This is a genomic window from Rhizobium sp. K102, assembly GCF_022385315.1.
Lineage (GTDB): Bacteria > Pseudomonadota > Alphaproteobacteria > Rhizobiales > Rhizobiaceae > Rhizobium > Rhizobium croatiense.
Genome location: NZ_CP092436.1, coordinates 2,915,150 through 2,938,634 on the forward strand (window position 1 = coordinate 2,915,150; position 23,485 = coordinate 2,938,634).

The 23,485-nt window shown below is 61.8% G+C and carries 20 protein-coding genes and 1 pseudogene; 13 read left to right on the forward strand and 8 right to left on the reverse strand.

Annotated features, from left to right (window positions below):
• Positions 1-31: 31 nt before the first annotated feature.
• Both secD and MHI61_RS20390 read left to right on the forward strand, forming a co-directional pair.
• Positions 32-2,578 (forward strand): protein translocase subunit SecD, encoded by a 2,547-nt coding sequence (gene secD, locus MHI61_RS20385; protein WP_239790279.1) that lies wholly within the window; start codon positions 32-34, stop codon positions 2,576-2,578.
• 171 nt (positions 2,579-2,749) lie between these two features.
• The gene (locus MHI61_RS20390; RefSeq protein WP_239790280.1) at positions 2,750-3,460 is read left to right on the forward strand and encodes an ATP-binding protein; all 711 of its coding nucleotides are present in this window, start codon (positions 2,750-2,752) and stop codon (positions 3,458-3,460) included.
• Positions 3,461-3,495: 35 nt separating this feature from the next.
• Here the strand turns inward: MHI61_RS20390 and MHI61_RS20395 are convergent, their stop codons facing one another.
• The 3 genes and pseudogenes from MHI61_RS20395 to MHI61_RS20405 all read right to left on the reverse strand — a co-directional run bounded on the left by MHI61_RS20395 (position 3,496) and on the right by MHI61_RS20405 (position 5,515).
• Positions 3,496-3,933 (reverse strand): response regulator, encoded by a 438-nt coding sequence (locus tag MHI61_RS20395; protein ID WP_097582486.1) that lies wholly within the window; start codon positions 3,931-3,933, stop codon positions 3,496-3,498.
• 28 nt (positions 3,934-3,961) lie between these two features.
• A pseudogene (locus MHI61_RS20400) lies at positions 3,962-4,667 on the reverse strand (helix-turn-helix transcriptional regulator).
• Between the two features lie 470 nt (positions 4,668-5,137).
• Positions 5,138-5,515, reverse strand: coding sequence for a response regulator (locus MHI61_RS20405; protein WP_064681162.1), 378 nt, complete (start codon positions 5,513-5,515; stop codon positions 5,138-5,140).
• Between the two features lie 27 nt (positions 5,516-5,542).
• Between MHI61_RS20405 and MHI61_RS20410 the strand changes: the two genes are divergently transcribed.
• From MHI61_RS20410 to MHI61_RS20430, 5 genes are read left to right on the forward strand one after another with little or no spacing between them, the layout of a single operon-like run.
• Entirely contained in the window at positions 5,543-5,719 is a 177-nt protein-coding gene (locus tag MHI61_RS20410; RefSeq protein WP_239790281.1) for a hypothetical protein, read from the forward strand.
• Positions 5,709-7,850 carry a PAS domain-containing sensor histidine kinase gene (locus tag MHI61_RS20415; RefSeq protein ID WP_239790282.1) on the forward strand — a complete coding sequence of 714 codons (2,142 nt, stop codon included), beginning with the start codon at positions 5,709-5,711 and terminating at the stop codon, positions 7,848-7,850. The genes MHI61_RS20410 and MHI61_RS20415 overlap by 11 nt, the downstream gene beginning before the upstream one ends.
• The gene (locus tag MHI61_RS20420; RefSeq protein ID WP_064681164.1) at positions 7,837-8,262 is read left to right on the forward strand and encodes a response regulator; all 426 of its coding nucleotides are present in this window, start codon (positions 7,837-7,839) and stop codon (positions 8,260-8,262) included. Before MHI61_RS20415 ends, MHI61_RS20420 begins: the two co-directional genes overlap by 14 nt.
• A 4-nt stretch (positions 8,263-8,266) precedes the next feature.
• A complete protein-coding gene (locus tag MHI61_RS20425; RefSeq protein ID WP_239790283.1) occupies positions 8,267-9,862 on the forward strand; it encodes a response regulator in 1,596 nt (531 codons plus the stop codon).
• 21 nt (positions 9,863-9,883) lie between these two features.
• Positions 9,884-11,566: a VOC family protein gene (locus tag MHI61_RS20430; RefSeq protein ID WP_239790284.1), complete on the forward strand. Its 1,683-nt coding sequence runs from the start codon at positions 9,884-9,886 to the stop codon at positions 11,564-11,566.
• Here the strand turns inward: MHI61_RS20430 and MHI61_RS20435 are convergent.
• From MHI61_RS20435 to MHI61_RS20445, 3 genes are all read right to left on the reverse strand, one after another.
• Positions 11,532-12,437: a DMT family transporter gene (locus tag MHI61_RS20435; RefSeq protein ID WP_239790285.1), complete on the reverse strand. Its 906-nt coding sequence runs from the start codon at positions 12,435-12,437 to the stop codon at positions 11,532-11,534. The genes MHI61_RS20430 and MHI61_RS20435 overlap by 35 nt on opposite strands.
• 107 nt (positions 12,438-12,544) lie before the next feature.
• Entirely contained in the window at positions 12,545-14,029 is a 1,485-nt protein-coding gene (locus MHI61_RS20440; RefSeq protein ID WP_239790286.1) for an FAD/NAD(P)-binding protein, read from the reverse strand.
• A gap of 40 nt (positions 14,030-14,069) precedes the next feature.
• The gene (locus MHI61_RS20445; protein ID WP_239790287.1) at positions 14,070-14,498 is read right to left on the reverse strand and encodes an OsmC family protein; all 429 of its coding nucleotides are present in this window, start codon (positions 14,496-14,498) and stop codon (positions 14,070-14,072) included.
• A gap of 144 nt (positions 14,499-14,642) precedes the next feature.
• On the opposite strand from MHI61_RS20445, the gene MHI61_RS20450 reads away from it, so the two are divergent.
• From MHI61_RS20450 to ligD, 4 genes are all read left to right on the forward strand, one after another.
• Complete coding sequence (locus MHI61_RS20450) at positions 14,643-14,903, forward strand: hypothetical protein (RefSeq protein ID WP_239790288.1); 261 nt, start codon at positions 14,643-14,645, stop codon at positions 14,901-14,903.
• 71 nt (positions 14,904-14,974) lie between these two features.
• Positions 14,975-15,205, forward strand: a complete 231-nt coding sequence (locus tag MHI61_RS20455) for a DUF2188 domain-containing protein (RefSeq protein ID WP_010025636.1) — start codon at positions 14,975-14,977, stop codon at positions 15,203-15,205.
• 18 nt (positions 15,206-15,223) lie between these two features.
• Entirely contained in the window at positions 15,224-16,078 is an 855-nt protein-coding gene (locus MHI61_RS20460; RefSeq protein ID WP_239790289.1) for a Ku protein, read from the forward strand.
• A 1-nt stretch (position 16,079) separates the two neighbouring features.
• Positions 16,080-18,590 carry a DNA ligase D gene (gene ligD, locus MHI61_RS20465; RefSeq protein ID WP_239790290.1) on the forward strand — a complete coding sequence of 837 codons (2,511 nt, stop codon included), beginning with the start codon at positions 16,080-16,082 and terminating at the stop codon, positions 18,588-18,590.
• 3 nt (positions 18,591-18,593) lie between these two features.
• Here ligD and MHI61_RS20470 read toward each other — a convergent pair whose 3' ends face one another.
• Entirely contained in the window at positions 18,594-19,394 is an 801-nt protein-coding gene (locus tag MHI61_RS20470; protein ID WP_239790291.1) for a Ku protein, read from the reverse strand.
• Positions 19,395-19,486: 92 nt separating this feature from the next.
• Complete coding sequence (locus MHI61_RS20475; protein ID WP_239790292.1) at positions 19,487-20,632, reverse strand: right-handed parallel beta-helix repeat-containing protein; 1,146 nt, start codon at positions 20,630-20,632, stop codon at positions 19,487-19,489.
• A gap of 511 nt (positions 20,633-21,143) precedes the next feature.
• Between MHI61_RS20475 and MHI61_RS20480 the strand changes: the two genes are divergently transcribed.
• Together MHI61_RS20480 and MHI61_RS20485 are read left to right on the forward strand one after the other, a co-directional pair.
• The gene (locus MHI61_RS20480) at positions 21,144-21,875 is read left to right on the forward strand and encodes a FadR/GntR family transcriptional regulator (protein ID WP_239790293.1); all 732 of its coding nucleotides are present in this window, start codon (positions 21,144-21,146) and stop codon (positions 21,873-21,875) included.
• Positions 21,872-23,458: an ABC transporter substrate-binding protein gene (locus MHI61_RS20485; RefSeq protein ID WP_239790294.1), complete on the forward strand. Its 1,587-nt coding sequence runs from the start codon at positions 21,872-21,874 to the stop codon at positions 23,456-23,458. The genes MHI61_RS20480 and MHI61_RS20485 overlap by 4 nt, the downstream gene beginning before the upstream one ends.
• The last annotated feature ends 27 nt before the right edge of the window (positions 23,459-23,485 follow it).

Consider the following 23,485-nt stretch of genomic DNA (forward strand, 5'->3'; position numbering starts at 1 on the left):
CGCCGGCCCTCGATTATCTAAGGAATACAACATGCGCAATTCACCCTGGCTGGTGTTCACCTATTCGGTGATCATCGTGATCGGCCTATTGATCGCCCTGCCGAACGCCCTGCCGCAGTCCGTCCTCCAGCGCATCCCCGCATGGCTGCCGCATGAGCAGGTGTCGCTCGGCCTCGACCTTCGCGGCGGTTCCCACCTCGTTCTGGAAGTCGACGAGGCGGACCTGACCAAGGAGCGGCTGCAATCGCTGCTTCAGGACGCGCGCCGCGTGCTGCGCGAAAAGGGCATCCAGCCGAAGGCCGTCGTGCGCAGCCAGAATCAGATCGTCGTGACGCTCGCCGATGCCGCGCAGAGCGATGCGGCCGTCACCGAACTCAAGACGCTCGCCAACCCGATCAGCACCGGCCTCAGCGCCGGCCAGGCGGATCTCGCCGTCACCGCCAACGGCGCCACCATCACCATCGGCTTCTCGCCGGCCGGCATCTCCGCCAATGTCGACAACGCCGTCCAGCAGAGCCTGGAAGTCATCCGCCAGCGCGTCGACCAGGTCGGCGTCTCCGAGCCGACCATCCAGCGCATCGGCGCCAATCGCGTGCTCGTGCAGCTGCCCGGCGCGCAGGATCCGACGCGGCTGCGCCAACTTCTCGGCTCCACTGCGAAGATGTCGTTCCACATGCTGTCGCCGAACAACCAGCCCGGCCCCGGCGTCACGATGATGCAGGACGACGAAGGCCGGACCCATGCTGTTCTCGACCGTGTCGAGATCTCCGGCGACCGCCTCTCGGATGCCCGCGTCAGCTTCGACCCGAACACGCGTGAACCGATCGTCAGCTTCCGCTTCGATAGCGCCGGCTCCACCCGCTTTGCCGAGATTACGCGGCAGAACGTCGGCAATCCCTTCGCCATCGTCCTCGACAACAAGGTGCTGAGCGCGCCCGTCATCCGCGAGCCGATCACCGGCGGGTCCGGCCAGATCTCCGGCAACTTCTCGGCCGACAGCGCCACGACGCTTGCCGCCATGCTGCGCGCCGGCGCCCTGCCCGCCAAGCTGACTGTTATCGAGGAGCGCACCGTCGGCGCCGATCTCGGCGCCGACGCCATCAAGATGGGCCTCTACTCCGGCATTGTCGGCTTCGTCCTTGTCGCAGTCTTCATCTTCGTTCTTTACGGCACCTGGGGCATCCTGGCGAATGTGGCGCTGTTGATCCACACGATCCTGACCCTCTCGGCCCTGACGCTGGTCGGCGCAACACTGACGCTGCCGGGTATTGCCGGTGTCGTTCTCGGCATCGGCCTCGCCGTCGACGCGAACGTTCTGATCAATGAGCGTATCCGTGAAGAGACCCGCAAGGGCAGAGGCGCCTTTGCCGCCATCGATACGGGCTTCAACCGTGCCTATTCGACCATTATCGACGGCAATATGACGGCCCTAATCGCCGCGAGCATCCTGTTCTTTTTCGGTTCCGGGCCGGTTCGCGGCTTTGCGGTGACCATGGCGCTCGGCCTGATCATCTCAATGTTCACCTCGGTTGCCTTCGTGCGCGTCGCCATGATCGAGATTACCCGCCGCCGCAAGTTCAAGGTGCTGAACATCCGGCCGTTGATCCCCTTCAGCCCTTACGACAAGCATATCCAGTTCATGAAAGCGCGTTTCTTCGGCGTTACCGTTTCGGCGCTACTTTCGATCGCCTCCGTCGCACTCTTCATCTATCCCGGCCTCAACTACGGCGTCGACTTCCGCGGCGGCATCCAGATGTCCGTCAAGACCCAAGGGACGGCCGATCTCGCGAAGTTCCGCGAAGGTCTGGACAGTCTCGGCCTCGGCGAAATCACGCTGCAGTCCTTCGGCGGCAACAACAGCATTCTCGTTCGCGCGCAGCGCCAGGAGGGCGGCGAAGAGGCGCAGACCGCGGCGGTCACCAAGCTGAAGGACGAAGTCGCCAGGATCGATCCGACCGCCACTGTCGAAGGCACCGACGTCATCGGTCCGAAGGTCAGCGGCGAGCTTGCCTCGGCCGGCATTTTGTCGGTGGTGATCGCAAGCTTGGCGATGCTGATCTATATCTGGGTGCGGTTCGAATGGCCGTTTGCCGTCGGCGCCATCGTCACATTGGTGCTCGACGTCACCAAGGCGATCGGCTTCTTCGCGATCACCGGCCTCGACTTCAACCTGACGGCCATCGCCGCCATCCTGACACTGGTCGGCTACTCGGTGAACGACAAGGTCGTCGTCTATGACCGCATGCGCGAAAATATGCGGCTCTACAAGTCGATGCCGCTGCGCGAGATCATCGACAAGTCGATCAACGAGACCCTGGCGCGAAGCCTTTACACCAATGCGACGGCCTTCCTCGCGCTGGTGCCGATGGCAATCTGGGGCGGCAGCGCCGTCTCGAGCTTCGCGATCCCGATGGTGTTCGGCATTCTGGTGGCCGGCGCCTCGTCGATCTTCATTGCCGCCCCCATCCTGCTCTTCCTCGGCGACTGGCGCCGCCGTCACGCCAAGGCGCCGGCAACCGATGCGGGTGTCGATATCATTCCGCCGGAAGAGGGCCGCTCGCGCAGTTCGGCAGGCTGAAAATCAGCTGTTAACGCATCCTTGAACAGGGCGCCGGTTGCAGAGCCGGCGCCCTGTTTTTATTGTTGCCTATTGCCAGGATAAAATTATGCAGCAATTCAAGATATTACAGCGTCCGCCGCGCCCTTGAAAAAAGTGCACGGCGCCGCAGCAGATCGGGGAAACCGCCAGATGTCACCCAACCCGACGAGACCGCTTGAGACCACCGGCGACAACGAAGAGCGCATCAAGCGTTTTCTCGCCACCGCCTCGCACGACCTGCAATCGCCGCTGCGCCATATCGCCATGTATGCCGAACTGCTGCTCGACGATCTCGAGGAGACGCTTGACGGCGAACAGCTTCAGAGCCTCAGGATGATCATGGAAAAGGCGCAGGCCGCGCAGCGGCTCACCAAGGCATTGATGAGCCTTGCCGGTGGGGCGCCTCAGGTCACGCCCGAAGAGGTCAACCTGCAGGCGCTGGCCGAACGTGTCTGGCCCGAGCTGGTCGATGAAACAGGGGCGCACGACGCGACGCTTGCCTGCCGGGGCCTGCCCTCCATCCGCACCGACCCCGCCCTGTTCGGCCTGGTGCTAAGGCAGCTCATTTCCAACGCCCTCACCTATCGCGGTTCATCGCCGCCGCATGTGGCCATCACGGCGGAGCAAGAGGGGGAGAACTGGTTGATCCGGGTTTCCGACAACGGAACCGGCATCGATCCCGCCTATCGGGAGCGGATCTTCGAGCCATTCTGGAAATTGCCGAAGGCGGGAGCGGTCGCCGGCGCCGGCCTCGGCCTGACGACGGCGCAGGAGCTTCTGAAGGCGCTTGGCGGGGATCTCAGCCTTGAACATTCGGACGAAAGCGGCAGCCGCTTCACCATCCGCCTTCCGGTTTCTTGAGGCGGCAAACCGCCGACAGTCCTGCGCGACATGCGTTAAATGCTGTAATCGTCCTTCCAGAAATCCGGGACGTCATAGTGCACATATTCGCGGATGATGTGCTGCAGCGTCTGGGCGTCGATCTCGTCCTTGCCGATGCGGAAGTCGACGCCGTAATCGGGAAACTCCTGGAAATAGCCGCCCGATATATCAGTCGAGACGACACCGATCGGACCGGTATAGCCGATGCCGCGCAGCTCGGGCACCGTTTCGCGGAAATCGGCATTGGGCAGAAGGCGGTTGTCGAGCAGGATGAGATCGAAGCGCGCCGCGCGAATCTTTTCCAGCGCGTCGCCGATCGACGGCGAGTATTCGACCTCGACGAGCGGCTCGGAGAGCTCGGCGATCTTCTTCTTGAGCGCGCGGAATTCAATGAACTCGTCGTCGACAAAGAGAACCTTTACCGCATTCTTTCGGACCGTTTCGCTGGCCATCTCTTTTCCCCAGTCCCGAAGTCCATGTTCACGACACCAAACCGTTTCTCAGGGCGATCGCCACCATGTGGACGCGAATTCACCGCGTCGAGTTTGCGCGCGGCCGCAGTGATGTGCGAATTGACCGTGTGCTCGGAAAGACCAAGAATGATGGCGATTTCCGCCGAGGTCTTGCCTTCGCTCGTCCATTTGACGATTTCCGATTCGCGCTGGGTCAGCCGTCCGGACATTTCCGGCGTCAGGATTTCCTCGTAGAGCTTATCGAAAATCCGCATGGCATCGAGAAGCAGGTCGGCGAGCTCGCCCTGATCCGGCTCCTCACGCTCGCCGCTCAGCACCAGGCAATATCGCCGCCCTTCCGGCGTGAACAGCGGAATGAAAAGGAAGACGCCGTTGCGGAACTCGTTGAACAGGCGATCTGAAGGATAGGTATCCGGCTCAGCACTCCTGCCATGGACCGGCGTTGCCAGAAACTGGGCGCTCTTTGCACGGACGGTCCCGAGCGCCTCTTTCAACGTCGCGATGAAAAGGCCGACGCGGCGCTCGTGGACATTGGTGATGACGACATCGCGTTCACCGAAAGGAGCCGAAGCTTCGGAAATGCGGGCAAGCGCGAAATTGTCGAAGTGATAATGCTGTGCCGCCGCTTTCAGCAGACGGAAAAAATCGGTGCGGTTGATCGCCCGGCTCAGCTCCGGCCCGGCATGAAAAGGAGTTGCCGCGGCATTGCTCATTCCCAATCTTCCTCTCCTCCCCCGATCCCCAAATCTTGGGATATACGTCCTAAACGCGAAGAGCTACAAAAATTGCGAGACGGTTGATGAGAGATATCGAAACGGGGACTTTCGGTACGCAAGGCGGAAATCATCAGTTATCTCAACTACAGGTGATGCACGGGCAGGTTATACTGAGGGGCAGTAGTTCTTACCTGGGTATCGTAAATCTTCACGCGTTCAACATCCATGAATGCGAGAAGGCAGTGCCAGACGTAAGCGCGAGAGAGCCGATAGGCCCATTTAGCTAAGGGGTTGGCTGAAGTTCGTGGCGGCGAACGCGGGTCCATTCGGTTCTCTCAGCGCTTATTTTTAGTTCCGTCCGCTTCGTTTCGGTTGCATCTTGGGATGCACACTCGGCCTTGTCAATTGCGGTTTGTCATATCGCCCGGACGAACGCCAGGAAACGCACTATCGGTTTTTGCCGTTTCCTACACTTCAAGATTGAGGACGATCGCGGCGAGGTCAAGCGGCTTCTCGAGGTAAAAATCGGCGCCGGCTTCGAGCGCGCGGGCGCGATCCTCATCGGCATCCGATCCGCTGCAGATCGCAAGCCGCATCGCGCTGAACCGATCGTCGCCGCGCAGCCTGCTCACCAGACCGATACCGCTATCGAGCGGCATGTAGAGATCGGCGATCAGCAGCTCCGGCGGAGCCCAGCCTTCTGCCACGCGCTGCTTCAGCGCCTCGAGCGCCGTCTCGGCCGTCGAAAAACAGAACAGATCGACGTCTATCTGCTGCTTCTTGCGGATATAGTCGAGATAGAAGAGATCATCCCTGCTGTCGTCGACGTACACGATGGTAGGCATCCAGCACCATGATTTGGATATTGTTCGATGAACCTCGCCGTCCTTCGACCTCACGATATCGCGATTTCTCGAAAATTCGATCCATCTTATCGAAAAATCATTTCGCAAAAAGCGCGGCGGCGGCTTCGCCTGCCTATTGAGTATTCCTCGATTTCGGAAAAAATGGCCGCGCGAACCGAAGGAGGATACACGGGTGCAGGATAAGGGCAACGTGGACCTGCAGGATCAGCGAAGGCGGCGCTACCGCGCCTTCGCGATTGCAGTCGGCTGCCTGATGTTGCTTCTCGGCGCCAGCGCACTGGCCGGCTGGTTGTTGCAGATGAAGATTATCATCTCGCTGATCCCCGGCTTCCCGTCGATGGCTTTCAATACCGCCCTTTGTTTCGTGCTTTCCGGCGTCGGGCTTGCCGTCTCGACGCTGTCCGGCCGCCGCTTTCGCATGGCGGCAACGGTCATGGCGGGGTTTGCAGCGGCGATCGCCGCGGCTCGGCTCGTGGAAATCGCCATGCTCGGACGGCGTTTCCACAATGTCGACATGCTGATCTCGCACCTCTTGGTTCCGCCCGACTTCATCGCCGAGATCGGCGGCGGCATGGGCCCCAACACGGCATTGATCTTCCTGATCGCCAATTTTTCGCTGCTGCTCTCCCTCTACCTCGAGACGTCGAAAAGCCAGGTGGTACAGGAGCTGACCAGCTACGTCGTCATCACGCTCGGCATGATCGCGCTCGCCGGCTATGTCACCTATGCCGAACAGGGCTACCGCTGGGGCCCCTATGCGGCGATGGCGCTGCATACGGCGATCGGCCTGGTGCTCTTCGGCTCGGGCCTTCTTGCCCGCTCCTGGTGGCTGCAGCCGGCAAACCGAGCGCAGATCCCGCTCTGGATCCCGGCGGCGGTCTGCTTCACCGGCCTTCTTGTCGATCTCTATACGCCGCTTGGCCTTGCCAACGGCATTCTTTACGTGCCGCTGGTGTTGACGGCCCTCTGGTTCGGCAACAGGAATGCGCCGCTCTTCTTCGCCTTCGCCTGCACCGTGCTGCTAATGCTCGGCTTCCTCGCCGTCCGGCACGACGAAGCGGGCTTCTGGCAGGAGATCGCCAACCGCACGATCACCGCCGCCACGCTGTGGCTGATCGCGATCCTCGTCTTCTATTTCCTGCGCAACCACCACAATCTCGAGGCCGAGCGCATCCGCTTCGGCGCATTGGTGCGCAGCACGCCCGATGCCGTCATCGTCATCGACGAACGTGGAACGATCAAGAGTTTCAATCCGGCGGCCGAAAGCATGTTCGGCTATTCCCCGCAGGAGACGATCGGCCGGAACATCAAGATGCTGATGCCGGAGCCCTATCATTCCGAGCACGACGGCTATCTCGCCCATTACCGGAAGACCGGCGAGGAGCGCATCATCGGCACGACGCGCATGGTCTCCGGGCGGCGCAAGAACGGCATCGTCTTTCCGATCGACGTGTCCATCAGCGTCGTCGTCAGCGGCCAGACCAAGACTTTCGTCGGCATCGTTCGCGACATCAGCGAGCGCGCCCGGCAGGAAGAGCGGATGAAAACGACACTTGCCCAGCTCGAGGCCTATACCGCCGAACTCGAGCGCAGCAACCACGACCTCGATGAATTCGCCTACATCGCCTCGCATGATCTGAAGGAGCCGCTGCGCGGCCTGCACAACCATTCCCGCTTTCTCCTCGAAGACTATGAGGACAAGCTCGACGATGACGGCGTGCGCCGGCTGAACCGTCTGGTGCGTCTCAGCCAACGCATGGAGAAACTCGTCAACGACCTGCTTTACTTCTCCCGGCTCGGGCGACAGCAACTGGCGGTCAAACGCGCCGATATCGGTCTGATCGTCAAGGATGTGGTGGCGACGATGGAGCTCCTGCTGGAGGAGCGGCATGCCAAGGTCGTCATCGACGGCCGGCTGCCGGACGTGGTCTGCGACGCGCCGCGGCTGACCGAAGTGTTCCGCAATCTCATCACCAACGCGATCAAATACAACGACAAGCCGGCGCCGCTGGTCTCGATCGGCTATCTCGAACGCTATGTCGGCCAGGACGGCACGGTTGCCCGCAACGTGTTTTTCGTTAGGGATAACGGCAAAGGCATACCCCAGGAATTCCATGAGGATATTTTCCGCATTTTCAAACGTCTCGAAAAGTCGCAGGATTCCGACGACGGGACCGGAGCAGGCCTCACCTTCGTCCGCAAGATCATCGCGCGGCACCACGGCGATATCTGGCTGGAATCCGAAGTCGGCGCCGGCACCACATTCTATTTCACCCTGGGAAAAAAGCGCGAGGGGCAGAATGCAGCAGCGTGACACGCAACCGATCCTCATCGTCGAAGACAGCGAAGACGATTTCGAAGCGACGATGCGCGCCTTCAAGCGCACCAACCTGCGCAACTCGATCCGCTGGGCAGCCTCCGGGCAGGAGGCGCTCGACATGCTCGCGACGATGGTGCCGAAACCCGGGCTGATCCTGCTCGATCTCAACATGCCCGGCCTTGACGGCCGCAAGACGCTGGAGGCGATCAAGTCGAATGATGGTTGGCGCAAGATTCCGGTGGTGATCCTGACGACCTCCGACGACGAGCGCGACATCGAAGGCTGCTATGCGCTCGGCGCCAACACCTATGTGCAGAAGCCGGTCGATCTCGACGGCCTCTTCGCCGCGATCCAGCGGCTGAAGGAATACTGGTTCGAAATCGCGATCCTGCCGCTCGAGGACTGACGGTTTGGCGGAAGACTGCTGCATTCTCATCATCGACGACAATATCGACGATCGCGAGGTCTATCGTCGCATATTGGGCCGCGTCTCCAGCACCGCCTACACCGTCGTCGAGGCGGAAACCGGCCAAGAGGGCCTTGCGCTGAACGGGCGCAAGCGGCCGGACTGCATCCTGCTCGACTATTCGCTGCCGGAGCGCGACGGGCTCGGCGTGCTGGCCGACCTATTGGAGGACGATCCTGTCGCCAATGTCATCATGCTGACCGGCCAGGGCAGCGAGACCGTCGCCGTCGAAGTGATGAAGGCCGGCGCGCGCGACTATCTGACCAAGGATTCGCTTTCGCCCGAAACGCTGCACCGCTGCATCCAGAACGCCATCATGCACGGCATGCTGGAAGCACAGCTGGAGCAGAAGCGGCAATCGCTCGAGATCTTCACCCGCGCCATGGCCCATGATCTGAAGGAGCCGCTCAGGACGATCAAATCCTTCAGCCGCATCCTGCACGGTTCCGCAGCACTTCCGGCCGAAGACCGGGAACTGCTCGATTACGTGCTGAGCGCCGCCGACCACATGGAAGACCTGATCGTCAAGGTCTCGGGCTTCACCAAGCTCGAAGCCTATGGCGGGCCGGAGCTGACGCCGGTCTCGCTGTCCGATGTGCTCAACCAAGTGGAGGACAATCTGCGCCTGCAGATGGAGAGCCGCGCCGCCGTCATCATTCGCGGCGCGCTGCCGGAGGTCATGGGCGATGCGACGCTGCTGGCCCAGCTTCTGCAGAACCTGGTGTCGAATGCCATCCGCTATTGCGATCAAAAAGCTCCGGAGGTGACGATCTCGGGCGAAGCGCGGGGCGATACCTGCCGCCTGACGGTGCGCGACAACGGACCGGGCATCGATCCGCAGCACCGCGAGCTGATCTTCCAGCCGTTCAAGCGGCTGGTCGGCCGCGGCATCGAGGGCACTGGGCTCGGCCTTGCCATCTGCCGCCGCATCGCGCAGCTGCATGGCGGCTCGATCTGGTGCGAACCCGAGAAGGGGCCTGGCGCCACCTTCATCGTCGAAATACCGCTCGCCGCGGCACGGCCCGCGGCGCCAGCCGCATCGGCCGCTCCGCCCAGCGCAAAGCCTGCGGAGCAGCCGGGTGAAGGTGCCGGCAGGCTTGCCGAAGTGCTGCTCGTCGAAGACAGCCCGGCCGACATCCAGATCCTGAAAATCAAGCTGATGCGGCGGGAGAAGGTGACCTTCAACCTGCATATCGCCACCAACGGACGCGAGGCGATGCGGCTGCTCGAGGAGCGCGCCGACATCGCCGACCTGCCGCAGATCGACCTGATGCTGCTCGACATCAACATGCCGATCATGGACGGCTTCGAGGTGCTGAACGCACTGTCGGCCGACGCCCGTCTGAAACGGATTCCCGTCTGCATTCTCAGCACCTCGAGCGACGAGACCGACATGCAGCGGGCCAGAAATCTCGGCGCGCGCGCCTATATGGTCAAGCCCCCCACCCTGCAGCAACTGGAAGAGGCCCTCGAAGATGTTGATCATTTGGAGCTGCTGCAGCGCGGCGATTCGCTTGCGCTTTGTGCGGAACAAAACTAAGCGGTGGTCATTGGCAACGGTATGATCTTTGCAACTTTCATACTCGCGCTCCTGACGACGCCGCTTCAATCAGGACTGCTCTCGATGGTATCAGGCATACATCACGTGACGGCCATCACCCGCAAGGTGCAGGCGAACGTGGATTTTTACGCCGGCTTTCTCGGCATGCGGCTCGTCAAGCAGACGGCCGGTTACGAAGATGTGATGCAGCTTCATCTCCTCTATGGCGATGCGGCGGGAACGCCGGGTTCGCTGCTCACCTTCCTCGTCTGGGAAGACGGCGCCCCCGGCCGGGCGGGCTACGGCCAGATCAGCGAGATTTCGCTGGCGATCGATCCGGCGAGCATTGGCTACTGGCTGACGCGCGCCATGAGCTTCGGCCTGCGCTCGGAGGGGCCGACCGACGAATTCGGCGAGCCTGTTCTCAGGCTGAAAGATCCCGACAATATCATCCTCAAGCTCGCAGGCGCCAAGAACCTCACATCGCCGGCCGCCTGGGACGGTGCCTCGATCCCGGTCGAACATGCAGTCCAGCGCGTGCGCGGTGCAACCATGTTGACGGAAAAGCCTGACGAAAGCCGGAGCTTTCTCGAGAGCCATTTCGGTTACCGCTTCCAGGCCAATCGCGGCACGATCGACAGGCTGGTTTCGCAATCGGGTGACATTATCGACGTGCGCGATGCACGCGGCTTCTGGTCCGGGGCGCCCGGCACCGGCACCGTCGATCACGTCGCCTTCCGCGCCCCGGACGAGGAGACGCTGCTGTCGGTCGGCAAGGCCTTGGAGGCGACCAATGCGTCGCCGACCAACATGCATGACCGCAAATATTTCCGTTCGCTCTATGCCCGCGAGCCGGGTGGCACGCTGGTCGAGCTTGCGACCGACAAGCCGGGCATGACCGTCGACGAAGAGCACGCTGCACTCGGAACGAAGCTTTTCGCGCCGCCCGACGCGATCACCAATCTCGACGAGCTGAAGGTAGTGCTGCCGCAATTTTCGATGCCCGGCCAACCGCGCATCAATTATCGCGAGCTGCCGTTCGTCCATCGCTTCTACACACCGCCGAATCCCGACGGCAGCGTCTTCGTGCTGCTGCACGGCTCGGGCGGCAATGAGACGACGCTGATGCCGCTGCTGAACAAGGCGGCGCCGCGCGCGACCCTCATGGGCGTGCGAGGCCGTGCCACGGAAGAGGGTTTTCCGCGCTGGTACAAGCGCATTACACCCTTCTCCTTCGACCAGAACGACATCAAGACTGAGGCCGAAGCCTTTGCGGCCTTCATCGACGGCGCCGTCAAATCCTACGGGCTCGACCCCAAGAAGATCGTCTATGTTGGCTATTCCAACGGCGCCAACCTCTTGAACTCGCTGCTCTACCTGCACCCGAATCTCGTTCACAAGGCGGTGCTGCTGCGCTCCATGCCTGTACTCAGCGACTATCCGCATGCCGATCTGAAGGGTACGGACCTGCTCGTCATCAGCGGCAAGACGGATGCCTACGGCCAATATGCGAGCGAACTCGAAGACAGGCTGAAGAGTTCGGGCGCCACAGTCGATTCCGACGTCATCCCGGGCGGTCACGACCTCGGTGATGCCGATGTGCCGATCATCCAGAAGTGGCTGCTCCAGAGAATGGGCGATGATCCCTCGCCGCTGGAGCAGCAAGCGGTCAAGCCGACGAGCGAGACGCTCGGGCGACCATGATGCCGGCAAGCACCACCGCGGCGCCCAGCGCCTGCATCGTCCCTATCGCCTCATTGAGCAGCGCCCAGGCGAGGATCGCGGCGACGACCGGCTGAAGCAGCAGCGTCAGCGATGAAAAGGCGGGCGGCAGATAGGCCAGCGCATAGGTGATCGCCACCTGGCCGCCGGCATGGCTGATGAAGGCGAGGCCGAAGAGGATCGACCAGCCGTAGAAGGTCGCCGGCAGCATCTGGCCTTCGAAGAAGAAACCTATCGGAAAGATGCAGACGGCAGCCGATGCCGTGCTCCACAGCATGATGCGGATCGTATCGAACCGGCTGCGCAGCCTGCCGATCGCCAGGATATAGCAGGCATAGAAGAAGGCGGCGATCATCGCGGCGCCGTCGCCGCTCAAATCGCCATTGCCGAGCCCTGCCGGACCGCCTTTCAGAATAACGACCCCGGCAAGCGCCAGAAGCAGCCCCAACAGGAAGACGCCGCTGGTTCTCGCCCTGAAAAACAGGACGGCGATCAGCGTGACGAAAACGGGCGCGAGATTGGCAAGCAGCGTCGCGTTGGCGACCGAGGTCATGGTGAGCGAAAGGTGCCATGCGGCAAGGTCGAGCGCCAGCATGACGCCCGGAAGAACCAGCATGCCGTAGTCGGCAGGGCTTTGCGGTCTGGCTCCGGCATTCTTCTTCAGCAGCGAGACGATGAAGATCGGGATCAGCGCCAGCGCCACACGCCAAAAGGCGGTGGCCATCGGCCCGACCTCGGACAGCCGCACGAAGATCGGCGAGCCGCCGATCGCCGCGCCGCCAAAAACGAGCGCCGCAAGAGCGAGACGATTGGAGGGTGAGGCTTCGGAAAGGGTGGAAGCGGTCTGCGACATGGTCTCGATATTTCTGATTGCCCGAAGGCCGGCTAGCCATTGACTGCGGACTGCGTAGCAGAAGTCGATTGCCTGAGACAGTCGGAGAACGACATCAAAATGGAAAATCAGGCGGGATGCGTTTTTGTCTCAGCCTGTCGCAGCTTTGCGGCGATTTCGGTCGCGACGAAGAAAGCATGCTCGGTCACCTGCGGCAGCCCCATCAGCTCGCCGAAGGTACCGCGCGCCAAGGGACCGGAGATCAATAGCGAAGGGTTCGCGGTCCCCGACGGGCCGATCGCCTCCGAGCGCTCGGTGCAGGCAAGGCCGAGGCCGGTGGGATCCTGCGACAGGTGGCCGCTTGCCGCGAGCGCCGAGAGCCAGGGCTGGGTTTCGAGAATGCCGCCATGGGCCGGCCCGGTGGTGACGACGACGGCGTCGTAGCTGCGCGCCAACGGCTGGCGCCGGTGGCGCGGCTGCAGGGTGCACCGAATGCGTGCGCCTTCGATGCGCGCATCGGCGACGGAGCCGGCGAGGATTTCGAGACGACCGGCAGCGATCGCCGCATCGAGCACGGCTTCCACCTGCGGCGCGATGCGGAAACGATGCACGTCCCAATAGGAACGCAGATGGCGGACGACACGGCGCCGTTCGGCCATCGGCAGCGCCTGCCAGAGATCAAATCCCTGCGCCCGCACCTGATCGATCACCCCATGCCAGCTTATGCCCTGCGCCTTCGCGGCGCTTATGGAGACGCGGATTCCCGCCAGCAGCGAAACGGCGGAATGAGCCGCATCGGCAACGAAATCGCCATAGAGCGGCTGCGGCACCGGCGCATGCCCGCGCGAGCGCAGGCCACGGCGCGAGATCGCCGTCACCGGACCATCATGTCCGCGTTCGGCAAGCGAGACAATGACATCGGCGGCGGTCAGGCCGTTGCCGATGACCAGCACCCCGTCATGGGAACGGATGACGTCGAGCGCGCCCGGCTTCGTCGTGTCGGCGACGAAACGGGGATGGGCGGCCAGAAGGGTTGTAAGCCGGCCGGGAGCGGCCGGCGGCGGATGGCTGGTGGCGATCGCGACGATATCGGCCTCCGTCACGCCGCCCTTGTCGTCGCGGATGGACCAGCGGCCGGCCCGACGCTCGACATGGCTGACGGCCGCGCGGCAGTGGCGCACGCTGCCGTCGTCCAGCAGCGGTTTCAGCAGGGAGGCGACATAGTCGCCGAAGAGCCGACGACGGGGAAAGATCTGGCCGTCGGAGCGTCTTGCCTCGGGGTCGCAGGCGACGGCGTCGCGGGCGTCGATCCAGGCCTGGAATTCGCCCTGGTCGTCTGGCTGCAGGCTCATCTTGGCGGCCGGAACATTGATGCGGTGGGCCGGGTCGTCCGTGTCATAGGCGAGGCCGCGACCGAGCTCGGCGCGCGGCTCGAAGACGACGATGACGGCATGCGCGTCGGCCATCGCACGGGCGAGATGATAGGCGACGCCCGCGCCCGAGACGCCCCCGCCGATGATGGCGACGACGGGTGTTCCGGACGTCGGCAGAGGCTTGGGCTGCATGATGGCCGAGACCGTTGCTTCGATACCCCGAGCATAGAAGCCGGACATTGCCCGCGCAATCCTCCGTCTGCGATTGTCTATTTGTGTATCAGCCCGATATCGCCGTCGAGAATTCGGGATTGCCGCGGATGGTGTTGCTGACCGTGCAGATTTCGTCTTCGGCGGCATGGACGATCTTGCTGCGTGTCTCCTCGTCGATATCGCCCTTGATCGAGAAGACGATGTTGAACTTCGCAACGCGTGAAAGCCCTTCCGTCGCCTTTTCGCCGGTGACGTCGGCAGCGATCTCGCTGATCCTGTCGAGAACGCCCATCTGGCTGGCCGCGATGCGGGCGCTGAGCACGAGACAGCCCGAGAGCGAGGCATAGAGCAGATCGAGCGGGCTGAAGCCCGGCTGCGAGGGCGCGGTGACGATATCGATCTCACCTCTCGTGGTGGACGTGACATGCGGAAAACCGGTGCGGCCGAGGGTGGCCGTGGCGCCGGTCGGACGGGGGCGAGCCTTGAGATCAGCCATGAAGGAATCCTCTGACAACAGCTTCGCAGAGATAGAACAATCCGCACCGGCCGGCAACGACGCCGGCGGTCGCCGATAGCGGAACCTTTCCATCCGCCATCAGTTGATTACACCTGAGCAAATCAGTGAGAAGGGTGGATTGCGATGCCGCATGTCCGCAAGATGGATCGTCAGGACCGACGGATGGATGCCCGCGACCGGCTAATCGTTGCGCTCTATGCGCAGCTGAAGGCCGAGCGTGAAACACGCGAGACGCTGGAATGGGCGATCCGCAACGGCGCCATCTCGCAGGAGGTGCTGGAGGCGATTGCGGCCGATCCCGTTCCCGTCGTCACCAGCGAGGATATCGCTTCGCTCGAGAAGATCATCGCCCTCGATGAAAGGCGCAAACCAGATCGGAACTAGGCAATTCCAACCAACCTGCGCAGCGGTCCTGGGACCCGAATGCGCAAAAGAGGTCGAAGAGGAGATCCGAAATGGCCGACATCACCTATCAGGTCGTCCCGCATGACAATGGCTGGGCCTACAAGCTCGGCGACACGCTGTCGGAGACCTATGCGACGGCCGACGAAGCGATCGTCCGCGCCAAGGACGCCGCGTCGCGCCAAAAGATCGGCGATGGCGACGCGTTGCTCGCCTACCCCTCACCCGACGGCGGCTGGGCATTTCAGGAGCTCGAAACCGACAAGAGCAGCAGTCGGCTCTGATTTGTCACGGAGGATGGAATGGCCGCGCGGGCAAGCTGGAAAGGTCATCTGAAGGTAGGCGACCTTGCTTGCGCAGTCGGGCTCTATACCGCCATTTCCTCCTCCGATCGCGTTTCCTTCAACATCATCAACCGCAGAACCGGCCATCGCGTCGAACGGCAATTCGTCGACAGCGAGACCGGCAAGCCGGTGGAGCGCGACGACCAGGTCAAGGGCTATCAGATGGAGAACGGCGATTACATCGTCATCGAAGGCGACGAGATTGCCGGGATCATGCCGGAGAACGACAAGGTGCTCGATGTCAAGGCTTTCATCGCCTATGACGATATCGACAAGCTCTATTTCGACCGTCCCTATTACCTCGCACCCGTCAATGAGCATGATGAAGAAGCGCTGTCGCTGATCATCCGGGGCATGCGGGACGCCAAGGTGGCAGCGCTGGCCGAAGCTGTCCTTTTCCAGCGCAACCGAACGCTGCTGATCCGGCCGCATGACACCCACATCGTCGCGACCATGCTGAACTTCGACTACGAGGTGCGCTCGGCCGACACCGTCTTCAAGGACATCCCCGATATCAAATTCGACAAGGAGATGCTCGAACTCGCCGGCCACATCATAGAAACCAAGCACGGCAGCTTCGACCCGAGCGCCTACGAGGATCGCTACGAAGCCGCTCTCGTCGAGCTGGTGAAGGCGAAGATCGAGGGCCGGGCGCCGCCGAAGAAGAAACCGGTAGCAGAACGCAAGGTCGTCGATCTGATGGAGGCGCTGCGCCAGAGCGCCAGGATGAGCGGCAAGGGTGCGGCGAAGAAGACACCGGCAAGGAAGAAGGCGCCGGCGCGCAGCGACAGCCAGAGGAAGAAGGCAGGCTGAGATGGCTCTCGAGACCTACGAGGCGAAGCGCAATTTTAAACTTACGCCGGAGCCGCGAGGGCGCAAGGGCCGCAGCAGCGGCAACAGTTTCGTCATCCAGAAGCACGACGCCACCAGGCTGCATTATGACTTCCGGCTGGAAATGGATGGGGTGCTGAAGAGCTGGGCGGTGACGAAGGGCCCGAGCCTCAATCCGGAGGACAAGCGGCTGGCCGTGCATGTCGAAGACCACCCGCTGTCCTATGGCGATTTCGAAGGCATCATCCCGAAAGGACAATATGGGGGTGGCACCGTCATCGTCTGGGATCGCGGCACCTGGACGCCGCTCGGGGGTGCGCACAAGGCTTACCGCAAAGGCCATATGGAATTCGAACTCGACGGCGAGAAGCTGAAAGGCCGCTGGCACCTCGTGCGCATGCACGGCCGGCCCGGCGAAAAACGGGAGAATTGGCTACTGATCAAGGGGGACGACGCCGAGGCGCGCCATGACGGCGACATTCTCGATGAACGGCCGGAATCGGCCAAAACAGGCCGGCAGCTCGAAGAGGTGGCGGAAAATCCCGATGCGACCTGGAACTCCAAATCCGGAAACGGCAAGGACGTTGCCGCCAAAAAGCCGGCGCAAAAGGCGAAACCGACCGTACCCCGAGAACGCAAATGGCCCAAGGGCGCGCGTAAGAGTGCCATGCCCGATTTCATCGAACCGGCGCTCGCCAAGCTGAGGCCGAAGCCGCCGGCCGGAGATCGCTGGATTCACGAGATCAAGTTCGACGGCTACCGGCTGCAGGTCAGGATCGAGGACGGCAAGGTCCGTATGTTGACACGCAGCGGTCTCGACTGGACGGCAAAGTTCGGCAAGGACGTGCTCGACGCCTTTGCCGCCCTGCCGGTGCAGTCGGCGGTGATCGATGGCGAAATCGTCGTCGAGGGCGATAGCGGCGCCTCGGATTTCTCAGCGCTCCAGCGTGATTTGAGCGAGGGCCGCAACGATCGCTTCGTCTTCTATGCTTTCGATCTCCTTCATCTCGACGGCCACAAGCTGATCGATGCCACGCTCATCGATCGCAAGCATCTGCTCGAAAGCCTGCTGCCTGCCGATAATGACAAGCTGCGTTACAGCGCACATTTCAACGAACGCGGCGGCCTGGTGCTCGATCATGCCTGCCGGCTCAGCCTCGAAGGCGTGATCTCCAAGCTGCGCGACAGCAAATACACCTCGGGACGCAAGGGCGATTGGATCAAATCGAAGTGCTCGCACCGGCAGGAATTCGTCATCGGCGGCTATGTGCCGTCGACATCGATGGAGAATGCGATCGGCTCGCTGGCGATGGGCTATTACCAGGGTGGCGAGCTCAAGCATGTCGGCCGCGTCGGCACCGGCTTTACGGTGGCAACCGCGCAGATGCTCTATGAGAAGCTGTCGCGGATGATGGAGAACGAGAGCTCCTTCGACAACAAGCTCACCGCCGAGGAGCGGCGTGGGCTGATCTATGTCAAGCCGCAGCTGGTCGGCGAAGTCGAGTTCCGCGCCTGGTCGGCCGACGGCAATCTGCGCCATGCAGCCTTCCGCGGACTGCGCGAGGACAGGCTTGCCAAAGAGGTGACGCGTGAGACGGAACAGACCGCAGCCCGCCCCCTGCCGAAAACCGCTGTAACGCTCACCCACCCCGACCGCATCTACTGGCCGGACGAGGGTGTTACCAAGGTGGGACTGGCGGATTATTATGCCCAGGTCTGGCGCTTCATGGCGCCCTATGTCGTCAACCGCCCCTTGGCGCTCTTGCGCCTGCCGGACGGGATCAATGGCCGGCAGCGGTTTTTCCAGAAACACGCCTGGAAGGGCATGAACCCGCATATCGAGCAGATCATCGATCCGAAGGACAAGCAGGGCGAGAAGCTGCTGCGGATCACCGATTTCGACGGCGTTGTGGCGCTGGTGCAGTCGGCGGTCCTTGAAATCCACCCGTGGGGCGCGACGACCGACAATTGGGAAAAGCCCGACATGATCACCATGGACCTCGATCCGGGCGAGGAGGTGGCGTGGGAGAATGTGATAGCCGCGGCTTACGAATTGAAGGCGCGGCTGGAAGCCCAAGGTCTCGCAGCCTTCGTCAAGACCTCAGGCGGCAAGGGGCTGCATGTGGTGACGCCGCTCACGCCGAAAGCCCCCTGGGTGGAGGTGAAGGCTTTTGCCAAATGGCTGGCCGACAGCATGTCGGCCGACGATCCCGCTCGTTATCTGGCGACGGCGACGAAGGCCAAGCGGAAGGGGAGGATCTTCATCGATTATCTGCGCAACGGCCGCGGCAATACGGCGGTTGCGGCCTATTCGACGCGGGCAAGACCGGGCGCGGCGGTCTCGATGCCGCTGGAATGGAGCGAGCTTACCGCCGACATCGGGCCGGCCTATTTTACCGTCGACAATACGCCGACGCGGCTCGACGCCCTACCCAGAGATCCCTGGGATGGATTTTTCGCGGCGGCGAAACCGCTGGAAAAGAGGAAACGATAGGGATTACCGCGGCTTCCCGCCGCCTTCCGCCAGGCTCTTCTTCAGCGCGTCCATGATGTTGATGACGTTGCCGGTCGATTTCACCGGCGGCGGTTTTTTGGCGGGGGCGACCTGCTTCAAGCTCTTCTGCTTGCCGCGGATCATCGACTTCAGGCGTTTCTGGATCGGGTCCTGCACCATGGTCCGGCTCCAATCCTTGGTCTCTTCCTTGACCAGCTGCTTCATCAGCGTCAAGAGCTTGCTATCGATCTTTGCCTTGTCGTCGATTTCGGCCAAGGATTCGCGCACCTCGTCGCCATAACGCAGGGTCCAGAGAATGATGCCTTTGCCTTGCGGCTCCAGCAGCACGGCGCGCTCGCGGCGATAGAGAACCAGGCGGGCAATGCCGACGACATCGTTCGCCTTCATCGCCTCGCGGATGACGCAGAAGGCTTCGGCGCCGACCTTGTCCTCAGGCGCCAGGAAATGCGGCTTGTCGTACCAGATCCAGTCGATCGAACCGCGCGGCACGAAACTGTCGATATCGATGGTGCGGGTGCTTTCCAGCCCGACCTCCTCGATCTCCTCGTCTTCGAGAAGAACATAGTCGTCCTCGCCGCGCGGATAGCCCTTTACCTGGTCTCTATCGGCCACCGACTTGTGGGTCACGCTGTCGACATAGCGGCTTTCGACTCGGTTCTTCGTCTGGCGATTGAGGACGTGGAAACGCACCTTGTTGCTCTCTGTCGTCGCCGGCGTCAGCGAGACGGCAGCGGTGACGAGCGAGAGCTTGAGATAACCTTTCCAGAATGTCTGGCGTGCCATGGCTGTCCCGTCTCCCGATACGGTGGGGCATGGCAATCAACGGCAAAGCCGGCCTTTGGTTCCGGGCCGGGCATGATCGGCGGCGCCTCCGCTCAGATCGTGAGATACCGCTTCTGCCAGGGGAGCATTTTCTCCTGCCATGCACGCGGCGTGAATTCGTCATAGGCAGCCTCGGCGATCGCCAGCATCCAGTTGCGGCCCTTGCGGGCGAGCAGCACGCAGGACAATTCCATGCCGGCCTCGACGGCAATGGAAGGCCGGTTGGCGCCTGGGATATCCACGCCCTTGTCCCGCCACTGGATCACGATTTCATCGGGCTCGGATGTCCATTCACCCGAGGCGACGGATGCCTTGCCGTCGGGATTGAAGCGAAGCGGCGGCGGCGTAACGTTCAGGAAGCTGCCGTCATTGTGATAATTGCCATCGATCTGACCGGCGGTGGCTTCGCCCGTTCCTTTCAAAAGGATGTCCTGCCGGCACCGCATGAATATGTTGCGCCGGAGGCTGCCCGACCACGGACGATTGGCGAAGAAGGCGACGTCGCATGCGCTGATGACGTTGTCGTGGATATCGATATCCTTGCGGAATGCCCGCTCCTGATCGGAAAAGCCGCTCAGGCTGATGCCGCGATTGTTGTTCTCGATCCAGTTGTCGTAGAGGTGATGGCCGGCATGATCGGCCTTGTCGCCGATGCCGTAGCCGAAGGAATAGTCGTTCATCCTGCCGTCGCGCATGATGTTGCTGCGCACCACGGCATCGTCGCCGATCGACGAAAAGGAGAAATTCTTGCCGCCGATGAAGTTGTACTCGACGCGGTATCTCCGGGTTTTGTCGCAGACCAGCGCGCCCTTGTTCGACGTGCTTGTCGGCGACTGCAGGAAGAGGTTGCCGCGGATCACGATATCGGAGCTGATATTGTCGTCGCTGTTTTGATAGGCGAACTGGCAGCAATCGGCGCCCTCGCCCGGTGCGGCGCCCATGCGGTTGTTTTCCAGAAGCACGTTCGACGTCTTCGTCAGATAGATGCCGTCGCCCCTGACATTTTCCGTTTCGCAGCGCCTGACGACGAGGTTCTTGCCGTTGTGAAACTTGAAGCCGCGCGGCGAGTTCTTGACGACGACGTCTTCGACCACCGTATCGGAAAACACCTGATAGGCGACGCCGATATCCTCGGCACCGTCGATGACCTGCGCCCGCGTGGAGACGCCATGAGATTTCTTTCGCAGGATTGCGGGCATCGGATCTCCATCGGCGCGATTACCTCGGCACTGCACATCTTCTCAGAGGCGCAAGGGATGCGGTAACGCATTGAGCTGCTGCATGGCTTACCCTTAAATCAATTCCGATTTAAGAAATACGCAGTCGCGCCGAATTAATGCAGGGCATGTGGCAGGAGTTTGACGGCCTGCTTCACTTCGCAGGCCGTCTTGCGATCTTCAGAGCGTGTCGCATCAAATTTAATTCATGCGACGCGCTTTTGTTTTTATGCATGTCGTTGTCCCGGAACCGCTGCACACTTCCGGGCGACAAGCATTAAATCATCGCAGTGCCAGTCTCCGCATAGATAGACCGGACCGGACCGAGACGCGCCTTCATGCCTTCATTGACGCGGATGCCACCGGCCGCGAATGGAACGCCAGCAAAGTAATCCAAGGCGATCACCGCGACGAATCAAACGAATCCATTTGACGGATATCCTACAAGTGGATATGTCTAACCAAGCTCGTCGCAGACCGAAATGAGAACGGCATGTCGCTGAAATCCATGAAGCCCCTCACCCGTGCGCCTCTGCTCCACGTTTCCGTGCAGGAGAGCCTGCGGGCCTATATCAGCGACAACGGATTGAAGCCCGGCACGCTGCTTCCGGCCGAATCCGAGCTGGCGAACCAGCTCGGCGTCAGCCGCAATTCCCTGCGCGAAGGCATCAAGGCGCTGGAATCGCTCGGCGTACTGGAATCGCGTCGCGGCATCGGCATCTTCGTTAAAGCCTTCTCGTTCGAACCGCTGCTCGACAATCTCGCCTATGGCCTCGGCGGCGCGCTGCGCCAGATCGAGGAAGTGATCGAGATCCGCCGGACGCTGGAAGTCGGCCTGATCGGCAAGACAGTCGAGATGATCGGCGACGACGATGTCGCCGAGCTGCGCGCCACGGTGGACCGCATGCGGATCCATGCCGAGCGCGGTCAATCCTTTGCCGACGAAGACCAGCTTTTTCATACCCTGCTGTTCCGCTGCCAGAACAACGAGACCCTTGCCCGGCTGATCGATGTGTTCTGGCTCGCCTTCTACAAGGCCTCCGATTTCGTAAATCTCGACAATGTCGATCCCGTCGCGACCTGGAGGGATCACGCGGCGATCGTCGATGCCATCGAGGCGAAGGACGTCGCGCAAGCGCAGAAACGCCTGGACCGTCACTATGACGGCATCTCCCGGGTGATCGCCGCCAACAAGAAAAGTGCCAATGTGGGAGGAGCACAATGAAAGGACTGTTCAGATTATCATCCGCCATCGCGCTTGCCGCGATGATGGCGACGACCGCCATTCCGGCCTTCACGGGCCCGGCGCAGGCCGCCACGCTGTCGGGCGGCTTCGATGTCGGGCCCGGCGGATTCCAGGGCAATTTCAACCCGCTCGCCGCGACGGGTGGCTTCACCTGGCTCAGCGTCTATTTCGAGCCGCTGGTGACCTATGACGAGAAGCTCGAGAAAGTCGTCGGCCACCTCGCCTCGTCCTATGAGGTCAGTCCCGATCAGATGACCTACACGTTCAAGCTCGCCGACGCGAAATGGCATGACGGCAAGCCCTTTACCGCAAAGGATGCCAAGTTCACCATCGAGCTTGCCAAAAACGCCAAGACCGGTTCAGTTCTTGCGGCTCGCCTGAACGCCGTTTCCTCGGCCGAGGCCAAGGACGACAAGACGCTGGTCATCAAACTGTCGGCCCCGTCGGCGAGCTTGATGGACACGCTGACGAAGGTGATGATGCTGCCGGAGCACGCGCTGTCGCAAATCCCGGCGGACCAACTCGCCAAGAACACATGGTGGTCCACCGCGCCGATCGGCACCGGGCCGTTCAAGTTTACCAAATACGTCACTGATCAATATGTCGAACTTGCCGCCAACACCGACTACCGGGGCGGCAAGCCGGCGCTGGAAAAGATCATCAACCGCTATTTCGCCAATCCGGCTGCGGCGATCGCCGCACTGCGCGCCGGCGAGATCCAGTTCACCTATGTCGATTCGAACGATCTGAAAGCCTTCGACAACAACAAGGATTTCCGCGTCATCGAAGGCAATTCCTTCGTCGTCAACTATCTCGGCTTCAATCACGATTCGCCGATCTGGAAGGATGTCCGGATCCGTCAGGCGGTGATGTATGCGATCAATCGCGATGCAATCATCCAGAGCCTTTACGGCGGCGCCGCCAAACCGGCAAACTGCGCCTATATCGCCGACCAGGTGGTGCCGAAGGGCATCGAAACCTATGCCTACGATCCGGAAAAGGCCAAGCAGTTGCTGAAGGAAGCCGGCTGGGATCAGATCAACGGCGACAAGCCGATAACGCTTCTGACCTATTACACGACGCCGCTTGCCGCCAATGTCATGGCTGCGGTCCAGGCGATGCTGGCCCAGGTCGGCATCAACGTCACGCCGCGCGCCGTCGACACCCCTACCTATAACAGCATCGTGCTCAATCCGACGCCCGACGTCGCGCAGTTCCAGATGGTTTATGCCGGCCTGCAAAATGGCCCCGACCCAGGCAGCATCAATGTCGGCCTCAACGAGAAGCAGATCCCGCCGGCCGGCCCGAACGTCGCCCGCGTGCGCATGCCGGTGCTGACCGCCGCTCTCGATGCGGCGCTTAGCGAGACGGATGCCGCAAAGCGCGAGGCCCGCTACCAGGAGGTCTGCAAGGTGATGAACAAGGAACTGCCCTGGGGTCCGCTCTGGGTGGCGAAACGTTATGGCGTCGCCTCCTCCAAGTTGAAGGACTTCATCTGGACGCCGGCCCCCGGCGGCGGCCCTTACCAGGCGCATCCGGAAAAATGGGCGATCGCCGAATAGGGCGTAGCACATCCTGAGACGTAAAGG